The organism is Stenotrophomonas sp. GD03777 (genome assembly GCF_029842485.1).
GTDB lineage: Bacteria > Pseudomonadota > Gammaproteobacteria > Xanthomonadales > Xanthomonadaceae > Stenotrophomonas > Stenotrophomonas sepilia.
The window spans coordinates 1-17,601 of record NZ_JAOCGL010000046.1 but is presented as its reverse complement, the minus strand read 5'-3'; the positions used below and the strand labels follow the sequence as shown (position 1 = coordinate 17,601).

14 protein-coding genes are annotated in these 17,601 nt (G+C 65.6%); 8 read left to right on the top strand and 6 right to left on the bottom strand.

Annotated features, from left to right (window positions below; genetic code table 11):
• Nucleotides 1–41 precede the first annotated feature (41 nt).
• Nucleotides 42–1,604 (bottom strand): MASE1 domain-containing protein, encoded by a 1,563-nt coding sequence (locus N5E02_RS11660; RefSeq protein ID WP_279946282.1) that lies wholly within the window; start codon nucleotides 1,602–1,604, stop codon nucleotides 42–44.
• Between the two features lie 458 nt (nucleotides 1,605–2,062).
• Between N5E02_RS11660 and N5E02_RS11655 the strand changes: the two genes are divergently transcribed.
• Nucleotides 2,063–2,551 (top strand): hypothetical protein, encoded by a 489-nt coding sequence (locus tag N5E02_RS11655; RefSeq protein ID WP_032954065.1) that lies wholly within the window; start codon nucleotides 2,063–2,065, stop codon nucleotides 2,549–2,551.
• Between the two features lie 159 nt (nucleotides 2,552–2,710).
• Here the strand turns inward: N5E02_RS11655 and N5E02_RS11650 are convergent, their stop codons facing one another.
• On the bottom strand, nucleotides 2,711–4,303 hold the full coding sequence (locus tag N5E02_RS11650) for an MASE1 domain-containing protein (RefSeq protein WP_279946281.1): 1,593 nt from the start codon (nucleotides 4,301–4,303) through the stop codon (nucleotides 2,711–2,713).
• 225 nt (nucleotides 4,304–4,528) lie between these two features.
• Nucleotides 4,529–5,767 (bottom strand): FAD-binding oxidoreductase, encoded by a 1,239-nt coding sequence (locus N5E02_RS11645; RefSeq protein ID WP_194442127.1) that lies wholly within the window; start codon nucleotides 5,765–5,767, stop codon nucleotides 4,529–4,531.
• A gap of 200 nt (nucleotides 5,768–5,967) precedes the next feature.
• Here N5E02_RS11645 and N5E02_RS11640 point away from each other — a divergent pair, with 200 nt between their 5' ends.
• From N5E02_RS11640 to N5E02_RS11630, 3 genes are all read left to right on the top strand, one after another.
• Nucleotides 5,968–6,729 carry a gamma-glutamyl-gamma-aminobutyrate hydrolase family protein gene (locus tag N5E02_RS11640; protein ID WP_235649772.1) on the top strand — a complete coding sequence of 254 codons (762 nt, stop codon included), beginning with the start codon at nucleotides 5,968–5,970 and terminating at the stop codon, nucleotides 6,727–6,729.
• Nucleotides 6,726–8,123, top strand: coding sequence for a glutamine synthetase family protein (locus N5E02_RS11635; protein ID WP_005415923.1), 1,398 nt, complete (start codon nucleotides 6,726–6,728; stop codon nucleotides 8,121–8,123). The genes N5E02_RS11640 and N5E02_RS11635 overlap by 4 nt, the downstream gene beginning before the upstream one ends.
• A gap of 91 nt (nucleotides 8,124–8,214) precedes the next feature.
• Nucleotides 8,215–9,324, top strand: a complete 1,110-nt coding sequence (locus N5E02_RS11630) for a polyamine ABC transporter substrate-binding protein (protein WP_065186097.1) — start codon at nucleotides 8,215–8,217, stop codon at nucleotides 9,322–9,324.
• On the opposite strand, the gene N5E02_RS11625 is transcribed toward N5E02_RS11630, so the two are convergent.
• Nucleotides 9,321–10,748, bottom strand: coding sequence for an NAD(P)-binding domain-containing protein (locus N5E02_RS11625; protein ID WP_279946280.1), 1,428 nt, complete (start codon nucleotides 10,746–10,748; stop codon nucleotides 9,321–9,323). The two genes, N5E02_RS11630 and N5E02_RS11625, sit on opposite strands and share 4 nt — an antisense overlap.
• Before the next feature lie 291 nt (nucleotides 10,749–11,039).
• Between N5E02_RS11625 and potA the strand changes: the two genes are divergently transcribed.
• The 4 genes from potA to N5E02_RS11605 all read left to right on the top strand — a co-directional run bounded on the left by potA (nucleotide 11,040) and on the right by N5E02_RS11605 (nucleotide 15,392).
• A complete protein-coding gene (potA, locus tag N5E02_RS11620; RefSeq protein WP_005415926.1) occupies nucleotides 11,040–12,176 on the top strand; it encodes a polyamine ABC transporter ATP-binding protein in 1,137 nt (378 codons plus the stop codon).
• On the top strand, nucleotides 12,173–13,105 hold the full coding sequence (locus N5E02_RS11615) for an ABC transporter permease subunit (RefSeq protein ID WP_005415927.1): 933 nt from the start codon (nucleotides 12,173–12,175) through the stop codon (nucleotides 13,103–13,105). The genes potA and N5E02_RS11615 overlap by 4 nt, the downstream gene beginning before the upstream one ends.
• Nucleotides 13,102–13,944 (top strand): ABC transporter permease subunit, encoded by an 843-nt coding sequence (locus tag N5E02_RS11610; protein WP_005415928.1) that lies wholly within the window; start codon nucleotides 13,102–13,104, stop codon nucleotides 13,942–13,944. The genes N5E02_RS11615 and N5E02_RS11610 overlap by 4 nt, the downstream gene beginning before the upstream one ends.
• Nucleotides 13,945–14,027: 83 nt before the next feature.
• A complete protein-coding gene (locus N5E02_RS11605; RefSeq protein ID WP_005415929.1) occupies nucleotides 14,028–15,392 on the top strand; it encodes an NAD-dependent succinate-semialdehyde dehydrogenase in 1,365 nt (454 codons plus the stop codon).
• 75 nt (nucleotides 15,393–15,467) lie between these two features.
• On the opposite strand, the gene N5E02_RS11600 is transcribed toward N5E02_RS11605, so the two are convergent.
• Both N5E02_RS11600 and N5E02_RS11595 read right to left on the bottom strand, forming a co-directional pair.
• Nucleotides 15,468–16,490 carry a magnesium and cobalt transport protein CorA gene (locus N5E02_RS11600; RefSeq protein ID WP_065177395.1) on the bottom strand — a complete coding sequence of 341 codons (1,023 nt, stop codon included), beginning with the start codon at nucleotides 16,488–16,490 and terminating at the stop codon, nucleotides 15,468–15,470.
• 6 nt (nucleotides 16,491–16,496) lie between these two features.
• A partial coding sequence (locus N5E02_RS11595) for a DUF4105 domain-containing protein (protein ID WP_279946279.1) occupies nucleotides 16,497–17,601 on the bottom strand: 1,105 nt, incomplete at its 5' end.

The following is a 17,601-nucleotide window of genomic DNA, read 5'->3' as shown; positions in this document are numbered from 1 at the left end:
GCAACTTTAGCGGAGCAGCGTGCCCTGCGCGTCGTTCCCGGTCAGGCAGGCGATGCGAATGCCGCCGCTGTACCCGCAATCGATTCGTGCAGGACGAGCCGGAGCCGGTTGCTACGGCAATGCACCGTGCCGCCGTAGGCCATTATCCGGCCGGCCAGACGCTCGGTGGCTTGCTGAACGGTCCGGTTCGACAGCGTGCAACCACGGTCAAGCAGGCCCACAACCACCACGATGCCGCGGCGTTCGCCAGCCTGGCCGCTCCGGGCGCGCACGCTGACCTGTCCCGATTCCAGCTCCAGCAGCAGCGACACCGCCTCGATCAGCGAGCGATAGATGGCGAGTTGCAGGTCCACCGTCAGCAAGCAGGGGTTGCCCTCCAGCCGGGGCGGAATCACGCGATGGGAGTTGTTCCAGGTCTCGCATGCGCCGCCAACCCGAAGCGCGATATACAGCCCAACCTGCTCCAGCCCCGTGGGGTAGACCAGACTGGCCTGTTCACGGAACAGCCGCGAGTGCACGGATGAGGCGTGCTGCAGGCTGTTGGCCACGGCATGATGCCCCTGCGCCTTCAGCCAGCTGACCATCTCGCCGAGCGAGCTGTCCATGCCTTCGCCGAGTTGCTTGAGATGGGAGGCGCGCTCGCGAAGCTCACGCTCACGGGTCTGATGCGAACTGCGTGCCAAGCGCAATGTGGTTTCCTCAGCCAGTCCACGGGACCGTGCACGCTCATGGTGATAGCTGATGCTGGATCCCAGTGCGAGCAGTGCGACACTCATCACGGCCATGTTCTGCTGGGTGGCGAAGGTGCCCAGGTCGAACGAGGACGGTAGGCCGGTGCTGGGTGTGGCGAAATGGAGTGGAAGGTTCAACAGCGGAATCGCGATGGCAGCGCCACGCCACCCATGCATGAAGGTCAGGGCGATCGCTGGTAGGGAGGACAGCAGCACCAGGTGGGTGCGTGTGGTGTGGGCACTGATGGCCGTAAGCTGCATGCACAGGGCCAGGACCAGCATCACCAGGATGGCCGTGACCGTAGGTGCAGCAAAGCGGCGCGTCCAATTGGGGGCCGCGTCTCGTCGCGACCAGAGGAATGCCAGTGGCACGAGGGTAATGACGGCGGCGAAGTGGCCAAAGATCGTGCGATCAACTGCGCTAAGCAGGTTGCTCGGCGGCGGGTTCGACCACAGGGCGAATGAAATGCCCATATTGAGAACCGGGACGAACAACGCCGTGCAGAAGGTCAGCGACAGCAGCCAGAGGCCGGCGGCGGACTCCGATGGCATTCTCATGCGGTGCAGGTGGACCACCAGCATCGCCATCGGCATCAGCAGCGTCGAGGCCAGGATGACCCAGGCCAGGCCGTAGCTGTCGATCATGGGGATGCGCAGGGTTGCGAAGTAGGCGTACTCGCCAAGCAGCAGGTAGGGCCACAGGCGGGTCGGGACGATCAGGAGTGCCGCTGCCCGGATGCCCGCTGGCAGGAAGAACTGATCCAGCGAGAACTGACGCGAGACAAGGCAGCTCAAAGCGTAGACGGCCGCGAGTGCGATTCCGACGGGTCGGATCCGGAAGCTCAGTTCAATCGATTCTTTGAATCGCTCCAAGCCCGCGTCTCCCGTCTCCCGGCCAATGATGACTGGCCACTTCCGAAGACATTATCGACAGTTGGAGAAGGGCGCAATCGAGGTGCGTGGCCTCCCTTTGCGCTGCAATTGGCGGCTTCCTGTGCTTCGTGGCCCTACACGCCCGGCAGTGCGGCGGCATAGCCACCAACGGACGGTTAATCTTCCACAATCAGCGCGCCCACGGTTCGATCACGTTTTAGCCGTTGCACCAGGCACATTGGGCAGTTAATGCTGTCCGCTGTGTTCCCCATCACACAATCGACGATGTCCTGCAGTTACACGCGCTTGTCCAGGTCCTTGTCTCAGATGCCACTGACCTGCACCGTGGCGGGTTTCGATGCAGGTATTGGCGATTTCGGACGCAGCATCGGCGTGGCATGGGTTTGCATCGATCCAGTGGATTATGTCCCATGGGCACTACGGAGTCCGCCCGGTATATGCTGATGCGATTGGCGGTAGCATCCTTCTTGATCCGTATTGCATCCAACCTGGAGGTTAGTGTGAGAAGTTTCCGAATTCATGCATTTGCTGGTGCATTGATGTTGGTGCCGGTATCCGTTTTTGCTTTTGCCCCGGGTGACGACCATGGAATCAAGATGGCCGGCCAAGGACTCGGCCAGTCGATTCCGCAGGCACAGGACCTGAGCGTGGATCCCGGCTGGTTGGTCTATGGGTTCGAGCGCGATGGCATGGACTATTTCCAGGTAAACGATCTCGCAGGGCACGTGCACATCGTGATCGGCAATGCTGCGGGCACGTTCTGGGTGCTGCCGGCAGGTGACCCATCTGCGAGGGTGTCGTTGCCGGAGCAGCGCCTGCCTGTTCCCGCAAAAGCCACCAGAACGGTTGTCTATCGGTCTTCCGCATTCACGCTGGTCAGATATGCTGGCGGAGCTGATGTGTTGTGGGCGGTAGAGGCACCCTGATACTGCCTGTTGCCGGGATATCGGAGAGCGCCAGTGTCAGACTGCATGGGCACCCGGATGTTCGCCGGGTGCCCATGACGCCCTTGGCCAGGGGATGAGCGGGACGCTTATGCGATTCCGCTGCTTTGGTTCGCTCCGGCCGCTTGACTGTGAAATGCACTACTGCAGCGCAGAGGGTGCGGGGCAGCTGTACTGCGATGGAGCGCTGGGCACTGCCTCAAGTTTTGATTCACGGTCGAGGAACAGAATCCTGACCCGGTTGCCATAGCAGTCAACGGTCCCGTCATAGGGCAGGGTTCGCCCGGACAGCCGCTCGAACGCTGCCATGGTTGTCTGCTGGGAAAGGCGCCGACGCGACTCCAGCAGCGACACGACCATGAGGATTCCGCGCCTGGAACCCATTCCGCCGCACCTTGCACGAATGCGAATCTGGCCACCTTCATGCTTGAGAAGAATGGAGACCGCATCAATGAGTGTTCGGTAAGCGGCCAACTGCAGTTCCACGCTCAGGTTGCAGGGGTCGCCCTTCAGATCCGGGCGGAGAACGCGCTCCGTCAGCCTCCATGACTCGCGGATGCCGCCAGCCTGCAAAGCCACGTAAAGCCCAAGATGCTCCAGGCCCGAGGGATAGACCATGCTTGTCTGTTCGCGAAAGAGCCGCGAATGTACATTTGAGGTATGCAGAAGGCTGCTGGCCACTGCGTGATGTCCCTGGGCCTTGAGCCAGTCGGCCAGCTCAACCAGCGACGTATCAATGCCGTCGCCGAGCTTGCGAAGGTGCAGGGCACGCTCACGCAGCTCCATCTCGCTGGCCAATTGCGAGCTCCTCGCAAGATGGATGGCGTCCCTTTCCCCCATCTCGCGCAGCCTGTAACGATGGTAGAAGTGGGTGATGCGTGATCCGAGCAACAGCAATACGATGCCGCTGATCGCCATGATCTGCTGGGTGATGAAGGCCGCTGGATCGAATGCGGTTGGATGTGTGTTGGGCGTGGTCAGGCCGATGACCATGTTGAGCACCGGCACTGCAAGGGCGGCACCCTTCCAGCCATACAGGCAGGTAAGTGCGGCCGCGGGGAGTGCCAACAGCAGCAGGAGCGTTGCCTTCAGCGCAACCCAGTCTGCGGGCAGTTGAGTTGCTGCTATCCCGATCAGCAGCATCAACGAAAGTGCCGCCAGCATCGGGGTCTTTCGTCCAGCGTTCCACTCCTGCCCCACGTCCTGTCGCGCCCACAGCATGGCGATGGGGGCCACCGTCAGAATGCCGATGAAGTCGCCCACGCTGTAACGCGCCGCATTGGTCAGGAAGGGCGTGGAAGGGGGTGTTGGCCAGAGCAGATGGGAAAAGCTGAGGTTCAGCAGAGTAATAACGACGCTGGAAGCGGCGGCAATCAACAAGAGGCCGATCGTCTGCGACTCCGCCATCAGTCGCCGTTGCAGCTTCACAATCAACATCACTGCGGGCATGAGGAACGCGGAGGCAACAATGACCCATGTCAGGCCGTACTTCTCGATCATTGGCACGCGGGACTGTGCAAAGTACGCATATTCGCCCAGCAGCAGATAAGGCCACAGGCGCGGCGGGCACAACAGTACGGCCGCCACCCGGATGCCGGCTGGCAAATAGAACTGATCCAGCGACAGCTGTCGGGTTGCCCAATAGGCAACTGCATAAAGCAAGGCAAGCATCAGGCCAGCCGGACGAATGCGCACCTTCAGCAACAATCCTTCTTTCCACCAGTCCAATCGCACGTCCCCCTCTCCTACGTGTCCCCTGTCAGCTTCCATTCGCCGCGGGGCCCGGTTTCTCAGGACGTTATCGGTCTGCGAACGATTATGCAATTGCACAGCTGCGCATTTAGGTAATTGACCAACCATCCATCACACATGTTGCGTGAAAATCTGTGACGTGTGCAGCACGATCAGCGCTGCGGTGCGCTTGTCAGAACGTTCAATACAGGTGGAGATGCAGAATCTTCACCACAACGCATCCCGCAGCTTGTACCACGACATCGCCGCCACCAGCAGCGGCGTGCGCAGCAGCCGGCCGCCAGGGAAAGGCGCATGCCGCAGCCGCTGGAACACGTCCAGGCGCTCGCTCTGGCCGGCAATCGCGGCGGCGATGACTTCGCCGGCCAGCCCGGCGGCGGCCACCCCATGGCCGGAGAACCCCTGCGCGAAGTACAGGTTGCCGTCCAGCCGGCCCCAATGCGGGGCGCGGTTGCGGGTGATGTCCACGTAACCGCCCCAGACCTGCTCCAGCGGCACGTCGGCCAGTTGTGGAAACACCTGGTGCATGCGCCGCTGCATCACCCCGTGCAGGCCGGGTGGGGGCAACGCCGAGTAACTGGCGCGACCGCCGAACAGCAGCCGGTGATCGTGGCTGAGGCGGAAATAGTCCAGTGCCCACGCGGTGTCGGCCACGGCCATGTTGTTGCCGATCAGGGCGCGGGCGCGCTCGGCACCGAGCGGCGCGCTGGCGCCGATATAGGTGCCGACCGGCATGATCCGGCGTTCCAGCTCGGGCAGCAGGCCCTGCAGCCAGGCATTGCCGGCAACCACCAGGTGCGCAGCGCGCACGCTGCCCCGCGCGGTATGCAGGGTGGGCTGCGGTCCGCGCTGCACGCGGGTCACTGCGGAGTTCTCGTGGATCACCACGCCGGCCGCGCGCGCCGCATCGGCCAGGCCACGCGCATAGGCCAGCGGGTGCAAGTGCGCGCTGTGCGGATCGAACATCGCGGCGCGGTAGCGCGGGCTGTCCAGCTGCGCGCGCAGGGCATCACGGTCCCACCACTGCATCGGGTAGTCGTAGTGGCGCTGAAGGTGCTCGCAGTTGGCGTGCAGGTCGCGCTCGTGGCGTTCGCGGATGGCGACGCTGGCGTGGCCCTCCACCCAATGGCAGTCGATACCATGGCGATCGATGCGCCTGCGCATCGCCTGTACCGCTTCGCGCGACCAGTCGAACAGGTGGCGCGCATCGTCACGGCCGAGCTGACGCTCCAGTTCGTCCACCTCGCAGCCATAGCCGGCCAGCGCCTGGCCACCATTGCGGCCGGACGCGCCCCAGCCGACCCGCTGTGCGTCCAGCACTACCACGCGCTGGCCACGCGCGGCCAGTTCCAGTGCGGCGGTCAGGCCGGTATAGCCGGCGCCCAGCACCGCAACGTCGGCCTGCACCTGCCCCTGCAACGAGGGCAGTGCGGGCGGTTCGGGCAGGCTGGAGGCATACCAGCTGGGCGGAAACGCGGCGCTCACTGCAGGCCTCGCGGGCGCAGTGCGGGAAGGCGAAGCGGGGCAGGTCGATCAGCGTTCACCCCGGTAGTTTCGCCGATGCGCGGCAGCTGCGGTGTGACGGCAGCGACTTGCCGCCGTTGCCAGGCGACGGGTAACGTGTCGGCACGCCAAGGAGTGTCCCCATGCGCCGCCTGCCCTGGGTGGGCCTGCCCACCGACAGCACCGTGCTCGGCCACCACCGTTTCGCGGTGGCCGGCGAGAAGTACGTGCGCGCGCTGGCCGAGGCGGCCGAGGTGACCCCGGTGGTGTTGCCGAGCCTGCAGCCACCGTTGCCGGCCAGCGACTGGCTGCTTGGGCTCGATGGCCTGCTGTTGACCGGCGCGGTCAGCAATATCGAACCGCAGCACTACGAGGGTGGCCGCAGCTGGCCAGGCAATCCGCATGATCCGGCCCGGGATGCCAATGCCTTTGCGTTGCTGCACGAAGCGCTGGCGCTGGACCTGCCGGTGCTGGCGATCTGTCGCGGTTTCCAGGAATTGAACGTCGCGCTGGGTGGCAGCCTGCATCCGCAGGTGCATGCGGTGCCCGGCCTGGCCGACCATCGCGAAGACCCGCAGGCGCCGGTGGAAGTGCAGTATGGGCCGGCCCATGCGGTGACCCTGGTCACCGATGGCTGGCTGGCGCAGTGGCACGGCAGTAGCCGCGCGCAGGTCAATTCGGTGCACGGACAGGGCATCGCCCGCCTCGCGCAGGGCCTGCAGGTCGAGGCCATGGCCGATGACGGACTGGTCGAGGCAGCGCGCAGCCTGCACCATGGATTTGTGCTCGGCGTACAGTGGCATCCGGAGTGGCGTGTCACGCAGACGCCGTTCTATCACGCTATTTTCCGTGCGTTCGGCCAAGCTTGCCGGCAGCACCAACAGAACCGACTGGATTCCCGATGAGTTCCCGAACGCGCCCGCGCAAGACGGCCACGCCCCCCGCACCGCAGGAAAGCAGCCTGCTGCGCTGGCTGAAGGAGCGGCGCATCACCGAGGTGGAATGCCTGGTGCCGGACATCACCGGCAACGCCCGCGGCAAGATCATTCCTGCCGACAAGTTCTCGCACGATTACGGCACGCGCCTGCCGGAAGGCATCTTCGCCACCACCGTCACCGGCGAGTTCCCTGACGATTACTACGACCTGACCTCGCCGTCGGACTCGGACATGATGCTGCGGCCCGATCCGGATACGGTGCGCATGGTGCCGTGGGCAGCCGATGCCACCGCGCAGGTCATCCACGATTGCTACACCAAGAGCGGCGAACCGCACGAGCTTGCGCCGCGCAACGTGCTGCGCCGCGTACTGGCGGCTTATGCGGAACTGGGCCTGCGTCCGGTGGTGGCGCCGGAGCTGGAGTTCTTCCTGGTGCAGAAGAATACCGACCCGGACTTCCCGCTGCTGCCACCGGCCGGTCGCTCGGGGCGCCCGGAGACCGCGCGGCAGTCGTACTCGATCGACGCGGTCAACGAGTTCGACCCGATCCTCGACCTGATGTACGACTACGCCGATGCGATGAAGCTGGACGTGGACACGCTGATCCACGAATCCGGCGCAGCACAGCTGGAGGTGAACTTCACCCATGCCGATGCGATGGACCTGGCCGACCAGGTGTTCCTGTTCAAGCGCACCATGCGCGAGGCGGCGATGCGCCACGGGGTGTACGCCACGTTCCTGGCCAAGCCCATGGAGAACGAGCCCGGTAGTGCCATGCACATCCACCAGAGCCTGGTGCGGGTGAGCGATGGCAGCAATGTGTTCGCTGGCGAGACCGATGCTGAGGGTGAGTTCAGCCCGGTGTTCGGCCACTACCTGGGCGGTCTGCAGAAGTACGCGCCGCAGGCGATGGCGTTCTTCGCGCCGAACGTGAATTCCTACCGACGCCTGGTGTTCGGCGAGGTCTCGCCGAGCAACGTGCACTGGGGTTTCGACAACCGTACCTGCGGCCTGCGCGTGCCGCTGGATACACCGGAAAACATGCGCGTGGAGAGCCGGTTCGCTGGTTCCGACGCCAATCCGTACCTGGCAATGGCGGCCACCCTGGCCTGCGGCCTGCTCGGCATCCGCGAGCGGCTGGCGCCGGACGCGCCGGTGACCGGCAGCGCGAAGGAACTGGGCTACAACCTGCCGCGCTCGCTGGGCGAGGCGCTGGACGGGCTGGAGCAGTGCAGCGAGCTCCAGGCCCTGCTGGGCGAGCGTTTCTGCCGCGCCTACATCTCGGTCAAGCGCAAGGAATACGAGACCTTTTTCCGCGTCATCAGCTCGTGGGAGCGCGAGTTCCTGCTGCTGAACGTCTGAGCATCTGGAATAGAAAAATCCGCCGCCGGGGGGTAGGCTGGCACCCGTCGCCGGCCCCGCCGGCCCCCCTTCCCGCATTCTGGAGCACCCGATGAAGCTGCGTATCCTCACGCTCGGCCTGGCCTCCGCCATGCTTGCCGCCTGTGGCGGTGGCAACGGCGGCGCGCAGGACAGCCAGGTCCTGAACGTCTACAACTACAGCGATTACATCGCCGAGGACACCATTCCGACCTTCGAGAAGGAGAGCGGCATCAGGGTGACCTACGATGTGTTCGACAGCGATGAGATGGTCGAGACCAAGCTGCTGGCCGGCAACAGCGGCTACGACGTGGTGGTGCCGACCCTGAACTTCTTCGGCCGCCAGATCCAGGCCGGCGTGTTCCTGCCGCTGGACAAGAGCAAGATCCCGAACCTGGCCAACCTCGATCCGGCGGTGATGAAGCGCATCGCCACCCAGGACCCGGGCAACCAGTACGGCGTGCCGTACATGATCGGCACCACCGGCATCGGCTACAACGTGGACATGCTGAAGCAGCGCTTCGGCGGCAGCACCGATATCGCCAACAGCTGGGACCTGGTGTTCAAGCCGGAGAACATCAGCAAGATGAAGGACTGCGGCGTGACCATCCTGGACACGCCGGCCGACATGATCCCGATCGCGCTGCATTACCTGGGCCTGGATCCGCACAGCGGCGACCCGGCCGAACTGCAGAAGGCGGCCGACCTGCTGAAGTCGATCCGCCCGTACGTGCAGAATTTCCACTCCTCGCAGTACGTCGGCTCGCTGGCCAACGGCGGCACCTGCCTGGTGGTCGGCTGGTCCGGTGACATCATCCAGGCCCGCGACCGCGCCGAGGAAGCCAGCAATGGCGTGCACGTGGCTTATTCGATCCCGAAGGAAGGTGCGCCGCAGTGGTTCGACATGCTGGCGATCCCGAAGGACGCCAAGCACCCGGAAGCGGCTTACAGGTTCATCAACTATCTGCTGGAACCGAAGGTCGCCGCGGCCAACACCAACTTCATCCACTACGCCAACCCGATCCCGGCCGCGACACCGCTGGTGGACGAGGCGATCCGCACCGACCCGACGATCTATCCGCCGGCTGACGTGGCCGAGAAGATGTTCACCTACTCGATCAACACGCCGGAGACCGACAAGCTCTACACCCGGCTGTGGACCGAGGTGAAGACCGGCCGTTAAGCGGGTCTGGCGCCGCCGGGCGTTGCCCGGCGGCCGCCTTGCTTCACCGTGCCGGAATCGGTACCGCCGCCCTCGCCAAGGTGCCTCAGGATGGCCGGCAGCAGGTCGCGTGCATCGCGGCCGCCGTTGCACAGGAACGACGAACTCATCCGCTGCAGGTTGTGCATGCCGATGAAGAACAGGCCCGGTTGCGGGGAAACGCCAAACTCGCCCAGCGGATAGCCGTGGGCATCCAGCGCGCCCTGCACATCGAGCCAGGGCCACTCGGCGGCGAAACCGGTGGCCAGCACCACCGAGCGGATGTCTGTGGACGGCAGATCCAGCTCGCACGGGGACGGTTCCGGCTCCCAGTGCAAGTAGACCTCTTCGGGAATGTAGCGGGCATCGTCGGTGCGCGGTTCGGGCCGCGTGGCGTAGTACGCGCTGGCCAGCGAATCGAGATAGGCATACTCGGCCCGCGTCGCTTCGATCGCGGCGCGAAGTTGCGGGCGGACATCGGCGAAGCGGGCGGTGTTCCCATTGAATTCCTGCAACCGGCCCAGCAACCTGATGCCTGCACGGTGCATCGCCAGCAGGCTGATCGAACTGCCCAGGCCGGCGCTTCCCTTGCCGGAAATCAGGGGGAACTCCGCGGTGCGGGCCTTGCGCAGCGCGTCCGGCTCGCCTGCCAGTACGGCCGCCGATTGGCTTACGTGTTGATGGATGCGCCCGGCCATGTCCCACCAGGTCATCGAGTCCTTGCCGCGCAGCCGACGGGTGTGCGAATGACGCTCGGCCAATGACCAGTACACGCTGCGACCACCGTCGCGCAGGTCCTGGGCGATCTGCGCGCCGGACTGGCCGCCGCCGATGACCAGCACCGCGCCCTCGGGTAGCTGGCCGGGACCGCGGTAGTCGCTGGAGTGCAGCATGGTGAGGCCTGCTGCGGGCGCGAACGGGGCCCGGGGCAACCGCGCCCGGCGGTATTCACCGGTGGCAACCACCACCGCCTGGGCATGGATCAGTCCCCGGCTGCTGTCGATGGCATAGCCACCGGACTCGGGCCCGACCCGATGGACCACGCACCCTTCGCTGATCGGCAACGAGCGCTCGTCGGCATAGTCGCGCAGCCGTCGGATCACTTCCGGGGCCCCCATGAACCCTTCCGGGTCATCCCCGGCATAGGCATGGCCATGCAGGGCCATGGTCGCGTTGGCGGTGTTGGTCTGGAACGAATCCCAGCGTCGCCGCCAACTGGCACCCACGGTTTCGGCCTCCAGCACGCGATGCTCGACGCCGGCCTCCTGCAGGAGCGCGCTGAGCGACAACCCGGCCTGGCCGGCGCCGATGATGACCAGCGGCAGCCGTGCAGGCAGGCAGCCCGGCAGGCGGGGCGGGAAAGGGGAGGGGCTGTCCGGGGAAATCACCAGGGTCGGTCCATGCAAGGCCTAGATCCGGGGCATTGCGCGGGGAATGTCCCGGGCTTTCAATGGATCCCGCTCTGAAAAATGTTGCAGATCGGGCCGCCGCCCGTGGTGTCTGGCCGGGACGGCCGTCCGGGCGTCGAGGAGACCCCGGGCCTCCCGGCGCACAGGCCACCATGGCGGGGGAAAACCGACACACCTCGGGAGGCCTGGGCGCGCCAGCGGCCGCTTCCACCCACTGCCGTCATATCCCCTTCGGCCCCCGGCCGTTAGAATGGCCGCCGCTGTCCACCGCCCGCTCCCGGAGCCCCCATGCCCGTTGAAGCCCAGCCGGTAGCCGCCGTCGTCGACACGACCGGTGCGCCCGGCTATCTCTCCATTCGTGATCTGCGCAAGGAATTCGACGGATTCGTCGCCGTCGACGACGTCAACCTGGACGTGCGCAAGGGCGAGATCTTTGCCCTGCTCGGTGGCTCCGGCAGTGGTAAATCGACCCTGCTGCGCTGCCTGGGTGGCTTCGAGACGCCCACCAAGGGCAGCATCACCGTCGATGGCCAGCGCCTGGACGCGCTGCCACCGTACCAGCGGCCGGTCAACATGATGTTCCAGTCCTATGCCCTGTTCCCGCACATGACGGTCGAGCAGAACATCGCCTTCGGCCTGAAGCAGGATGGCCTGGGCAAGGACGCGATCAGCAAGCGCGTCGGCGAGATGCTCGACCTGGTGCAGATGGGCCACCTGGGCAAACGCAAGCCGCACCAGCTGTCCGGTGGCCAGCAGCAACGCGTGGCGCTGGCGCGGTCGCTGGCCAAGGGGCCGAAGCTGCTGCTGCTGGACGAACCGATGGGCGCGCTGGACAAGAAGCTGCGCTCGCAGATGCAGCTGGAACTGGTCAGCATCATCGAATCGTCGGGCGTGACCTGCGTGATGGTCACCCACGACCAGGAAGAAGCGATGACCATGGCCACCCGCATCGCGGTGATGGATGCCGGCTGGATCCAGCAGGTCGGCAAGCCGGACGAGGTCTATGAGCAGCCCGCCAACCGCTTCGTCGCCGAGTTCATCGGTTCGGTCAACCTGTTTGACGGGGTGATCGACGAGGACCTGCCCGAGTACGTGACCGTGCGCTCGCCGCTGTTCCCGGCGCCGATCTACATTGCCCATGGCATCACCTGCTATGAAGGGCAGCCGGTCGCGTTCGCGCTGCGCCCGGAGAAGGTGATGATCGGCAAGGACGAGCCAGAAGGGCACACCAACAAGGCGCAGGGCGTGATCGAGGACATCGCCTACTTCGGCAGCCACTCGGTCTATCACGTGCGCCTGCCCAGCGGCGCCAAGGTGCTGGCCAACTTCGCCAACTCGCAGCGCTGGGCCAGTGATGGCTTCACCTGGGGCGACGAGGTGTGGGTGCACTGGCGCGACAACGACGGCGTGGTGCTCACCTCATGAGCGTCGCCGGCCTGAAGCGCTGGCTGCCGGGGCTGCGTGCCACGGTGATCGGCATTCCGTACCTGTGGCTGCTGCTGTTCTTCGCAGTGCCGTTCCTGATCGTGCTGATGATCAGTTTCTCGCTCAGCCGGGTCGGCTCGCCGCCGTATACCTGGCTGTTGCAGTACGTGGACGGCGGGTTCTCGCTGAAGCTGAACCTGGAGAATTACCTGGCGCTGTTCCGCGATTCGATCTATGCGCAGGCCTTCCTGAGCTCGATCAGGATCGCGGCCATCTCCACCTTCCTGACTCTGCTGATCGGCTACCCGATGGCCTATGCCATCGCCCGCCTGTCGCCGGCCGCACGCAACGTGGCGATGATGCTGGTGGTGCTGCCGTCGTGGACCTCGTTCCTGATCCGCGTGTATGCGTGGAAGGCGATCCTGGACCGCAACGGCCTGCTCGACCAGTTCCTGCAGTTCACCGGCCTGCAGGCGCTGATGACGTCGATGGGGCTGCCGAAACTGCAGTTGATCGATACGCCGACCGCGGCCTACATCGGCATCGTCTACTGCTACCTGCCGTTCATGGTGCTGCCGCTGTACGCCAACCTGGTCAAGCATGACCACCGCCTGCTGGAAGCGGCCTACGACCTGGGGGCCAAACCATGGCAGGCCTTCCTCCGCATCACCCTGCCGCTGTCGAAGGCCGGCATCATCGCCGGCTGCATGCTGGTGATGATCCCGGCAGTGGGTGAATTCGTGATTCCGGAAATGCTGGGTGGCTCGGAGACGCTGATGGTCGGCCGCCAGCTGTGGAACGAGTTCTTCAACAACCGCAACTGGCCGGGTGCCTCGGCGATGGCGGTGGCGATGATCCTGTTGCTGCTGGTGCCGATCCTGCTGTTCAACCGTTCCCAGCAGCGCCTGCTGGAAGGGAAGCAGGCATGAGCCCGCGTACCGCCAAGGGCCTGGGGCTGGGCGTGCTGCTGCTGGGCTTCGCCTTCCTGTACCTGCCGATCCTGCTGTTGATGTTCTATTCGTTCAACAGCTCGCGGCTGGCGATGGTCTGGGCCGGGTTTTCCACCCGCGCCTACAGTGACCTGTTCGCCGACCGCGCGCTGATGGATGCGATGTGGACCAGCCTGGTGGTGGCGTTCTGGACCGCCTGTACCGCCACCGTGCTGGGCACGCTGGCGGCGATGGTGATGACCCGCTTCAAGCGCTTCCGTGGCAAGCCGCTGTTCGGTGCGCTGGTCACCGCGCCGCTGGTGATGCCGGATGTGATCCTGGGCTTCTCGCTGATGGCGCTGCTGGCCTCGATGGGCGCGATTCCGGGCTTCCCGGCGCGCGGCCTGGCCACCATCTGGATCGCGCACGTCACCTTCACCCTGTGCTTCGTCACCGTGGTGGTGTCTTCGCGCCTGCAGGAAATGGACCTGTCGCTGGAAGAAGCCGCGATGGACCTCGGGGCCAGCCGGCTGACCGTGTTCACCCGCATCACCCTGCCGATCATCGCGCCGGCGCTGGTGGCGGGCTGGCTGCTGGCGTTCACCCTGTCGCTGGATGACGTGGTGGTGGCCAGCTTCGTCGCCACGCCGGGCTCGACCACGCTGCCGATGAAGGTGTTCGCATCGGTGCGCATGGGCATCAGCCCGAAGATCAATGCACTGGCCACGCTGCTGGTGTCGGCGGTATCGATCGCCGCGGTGATCGGCTGGTACATCAATGCCCGCGCCGAGAAGCGGCGCCAGCGCGACCTGCAGCTGGCGCGGCAGGACAACGGCTGAGTACACGATCCGTCCACTGTGCCGGCAACACCCGGCTCACGGCCGGCGGCGCACAATGGGGGTCTTCCAGATGGAGATTCCCCATGACCGTCGAGATCGTCGACCCGGCCACCGGCCAGGTGACCTACCGCCATGAACTGATGGGCGCTGCCGACATCGAGCAGCGCCTGCAGGCCGCCGCCGATGCGTTCCCCGGCTGGGCCGAGCGTTCGCTGCAGGAACGCGGCGCGATCCTGCGCCAGATCGCGGCGCAGCTGCGCACGCGCCGCGACGACCTGCAGCAGGCGATGACCCACGAGATGGGCAAGCTCAAGGCCGAAGCGCTGGCCGAGGTCGACAAGTGCGCGGCGGCCTGCGAGTACTACGCCGACCATGCGGCCGACTATCTGAAGCCGCAGCTGATCGACACCGAAGCCCAGCGCAGCTACGTGCGCTACGAGCCGATCGGCTGCGTGTTCGCGGTGATGCCGTGGAATTTCCCGATCTGGCAGGTGTTCCGCTTCCTCGCACCGGCGTTCATGGCCGGCAACGTGGCCCTGCTCAAGCACGCCAGCAACGTGCCGCAGTGTGCCGACCTGATCCTGGCGGTGTGCCGTGATGGCGGCCTGCCGGACGGCGTGTTCGACGTGCTGCACATCGACAACGACCAGGCCGCCGACGTGCTGCGCGACGCACGGGTGAAGGCGGTGACGCTGACCGGCAGCGAGCGGGCAGGGCGCTCGATCGCCTCCAACGCCGGCAGCCAATTGAAGAAGTCGGTGATGGAGCTGGGTGGCAGCGATGCCTTCGTGGTGCTCGACGATGCCGACCTCGGCAAGACGGTTGCGGCAGCGGTGAAGTCGCGCTTCGACAACAGCGGGCAGACCTGCATCGCGGCCAAGCGGTTCATCGTGGTCGAGGCGGTAGCCGATGAATTCACCCGCCGCTTCGTTGAAGCTGCGGCCGAGCGCCAGTACGGCGACCCCGATGAGCGGGGCACCACGCTGGCGCCGATGGCCCGTGCCGATCTGCGCGATGAACTGCACAAGCAGGTACAGGCCAGCGTGGCCAAGGGTGCGCGGGTGCTGATAGGCGGCGAGCCGATTGCCGGCACCCATGCCGGCTATCCGGCCACGGTGCTCGACCAGGTCGGCCCGGGCATGCCGGCCTACGACGAGGAACTGTTCGGTCCGGTGGCTGCGGTGATCCGGGTCGCTGATGAGAGCGAGGCACTGCGCGTGGCCAACGACACGCGCTTCGGCCTGGGCGGCAGTGTGTGGACGCGCGATCCGGTGCGCGGCGAAGCCTTCGCGCAACGCATGGAATGCGGTGCGGCCTTCGTCAATGCCATCGTCAAAAGCGATGCGCGGCTGCCGTTCGGCGGCAGCAAGCAGTCTGGCTTTGGCCGGGAACTGGCCGACCACGGCATCCATGAGTTCATGAACATCAAGACCGTTTACGTGGCTTGATGCCGAATGGCAATGCCGGCCGCTGGCCGGCATTGCCCTGGTTGCCGGCCAGCGGCCGGCACTACCACCAGCGGGTCACAACCACTTTGCGCGCTTGAACAACCGGTACAGGCCCACGCAGACGCCGCCCACACCAACGATCATCAGTGGGTAGGCCCACGGTTGGCTCAGCTCCGGCATGTGGCTGAAGTTCATCCCGTACCAGCTGGTGATCAGCGTCGGTGCCGCCAGCAGCGCGGCCCACGCACCGAGGCGCTTGACCGTCTCGCCCTGCGCCAGCGTCACCAGCGACAGGTTCACGCTGAGCGCGGTGCCCAGCATCTCGCGCAGGGTGTCGATCACATCGCTGATGCGTACCGCGTGGTCGTGCACGTCACGGATGTACAGCTTCACTTCGTCCGGAACCAGCTCGCCCTGGTAACGGCGCAGCTGGGCCAGCACATCCTGCAGCGGCGCCACCGCCATCCGCATCTTGTTCAGTTCGCGCTTGAGCTCGTACAGGCGCACCACGGTGCTGCGCTTGTAGTTCTCGGCGAAGATGTCCTTTTCCAGCAGGTCCAGGGTGTCGCGGAAGCGGTGCACGATCGGCAGGTAATTGTCGACCACGAAGTCGGTCACCGCGTACAGGCAGTACGACGGGCCCATCTTCAGCAGCTGCGGCTCACGCTCGACTCGAGCACGTACCGGCGCGTAGGACAGCGAGGCGCCGTGGCGCACCGTCACCAGGAAGCGCGGGCCGAGGAAGGCATGGGTTTCGCCATACTGGATGCGCTCGTCGACCATCTGCGCGGTGGTGACCACCACGAACATCGAATTGCCGTAGGTCTCGACCTTGGGCCGCTGGTGCGCGTTGCGCGCATCCTCGATGGCCAGGTCGTGCAGGCAGAATTCTTCCTGCAGTTTCAGCAGCACATCGTCGTTGGGATCGTACAGGCCGACCCAGACGAAGCCATTGCCACTGGCGATGACATCGCTGATGGCGTCCAGGCTGATATCGTGGCGTATGCCCTCGTCATCATAGTGGACGCAGTTGATGACGCAGGCGGGGTTGGCTGAAGCAGGGGCGGAAGCGGAGGCGGGCAATGACATGCCCGCCATCGTGCGTCAGCGCCGTGTTTCGGACAAGTGAGGACGGCGCCCCAACACCCAGGCCAGTGCCGCGTGCACGGGCAACAGCAGTACGATCCACTGCACGTTGTACTGGGCCTGCAGGCTCAGCCAGTGCAGCACCAGCGCGGCCACGGCCTGTACCGCCAGCAGCCACAGCACGATCCTGAACATGCGCCCCGGCACGCGCCGGCGCAGCAGGCTGATTGCTCCGGGCAGCAGCAGCACGGCCAGCGGCGAAAGCAGCAGCAGGTTGCGGTTGGCCCAGGCGGCGTAGTGGGTGCTGAAGCCCCACAGGAACACCAGCAGGCTGCCGGCGACGGCGCACAACAGCCAGAACGGCAGGGCCAGCCCAGCCAGCAGGCGCGGCCGGTTGCGCAGCGCCAGCACGCCGCCGGCCACGACCAGACCAAGCAGCAGCCACGGCCACCAACGACGCGCGAACTCCTTCGGCTCCGGATCAATGCGGTGCGGCAGCAGTTCCTGTTCGGACTGCACCAGCGGCCGGCCATCACTGTTGCGTGCCTGGCGCAGCGCATCGGCCAAGCGCATCGGCACGAATGCTTCCTGCCAGCGCGACAGCGGCTGGTCGGCGAACGGCCCCAGGCCGACATCGAAGCCCAGCCACATCCACGGGGCGGGCGAGGCCAGGCGCACCGACTCGCTGCGGTAGGTGTTGCCGCGCGAACGCCCCGACAACTGCGACTGCAGGCCACCGCCCAGTGCCTTGTCCACCGTGTCGCGTACCATCGTGGCGCAGTTGGCGGTGTAGTAATCGTAGTGGTAGCGCGCGTTTTCCGGCTTGGCCCGCTCGGCCAGGTCAGCGGCCAGGGAACGCGCCTGTTCGGGGCGCAGGTCCAGCCACTGCACGCTGGCACCGCGGCCGGTCTCGTCGTAGTACGACAGGTCCTGCTGCAGCGGCAGCGCCACCAGGTAATACATCATGTCGCCGCGCACGAAGCGGCTGATGAAGTCGTCCTCGGACGGATCGAAGTAGCCGAAGTTGTATGAGGTCGCTTCGCCACTGGCCGGATCGACCACGACGATGGCGTCATGGCCGAAGCGTTCGAAGAAAACCGTGCCCGGCTGCATGGTCACCACG

Bases quoted from the DNA above. Each gene is read 5' to 3' on its own strand.
- N5E02_RS11655 (WP_032954065.1), top strand. From the start codon at position 2,063: ATGCTGATGCGATTGGCGGTAGCATCCTTCTTGATCCGTATTGCATCC.
- N5E02_RS11640 (WP_235649772.1), top strand. From the start codon at position 5,968: ATGCGCCGCCTGCCCTGGGTGGGCCTGCCCACCGACAGCACCGTGCTC.
- N5E02_RS11635 (WP_005415923.1), top strand. From the start codon at position 6,726: ATGAGTTCCCGAACGCGCCCGCGCAAGACGGCCACGCCCCCCGCACCG.
- N5E02_RS11630 (WP_065186097.1), top strand. From the start codon at position 8,215: ATGAAGCTGCGTATCCTCACGCTCGGCCTGGCCTCCGCCATGCTTGCC.
- potA (WP_005415926.1), top strand. From the start codon at position 11,040: ATGCCCGTTGAAGCCCAGCCGGTAGCCGCCGTCGTCGACACGACCGGT.
- N5E02_RS11615 (WP_005415927.1), top strand. From the start codon at position 12,173: ATGAGCGTCGCCGGCCTGAAGCGCTGGCTGCCGGGGCTGCGTGCCACG.
- N5E02_RS11610 (WP_005415928.1), top strand. From the start codon at position 13,102: ATGAGCCCGCGTACCGCCAAGGGCCTGGGGCTGGGCGTGCTGCTGCTG.
- N5E02_RS11605 (WP_005415929.1), top strand. From the start codon at position 14,028: ATGACCGTCGAGATCGTCGACCCGGCCACCGGCCAGGTGACCTACCGC.
- N5E02_RS11600 (WP_065177395.1), bottom strand. From the start codon at position 16,490: ATGGCGGGCATGTCATTGCCCGCCTCCGCTTCCGCCCCTGCTTCAGCC.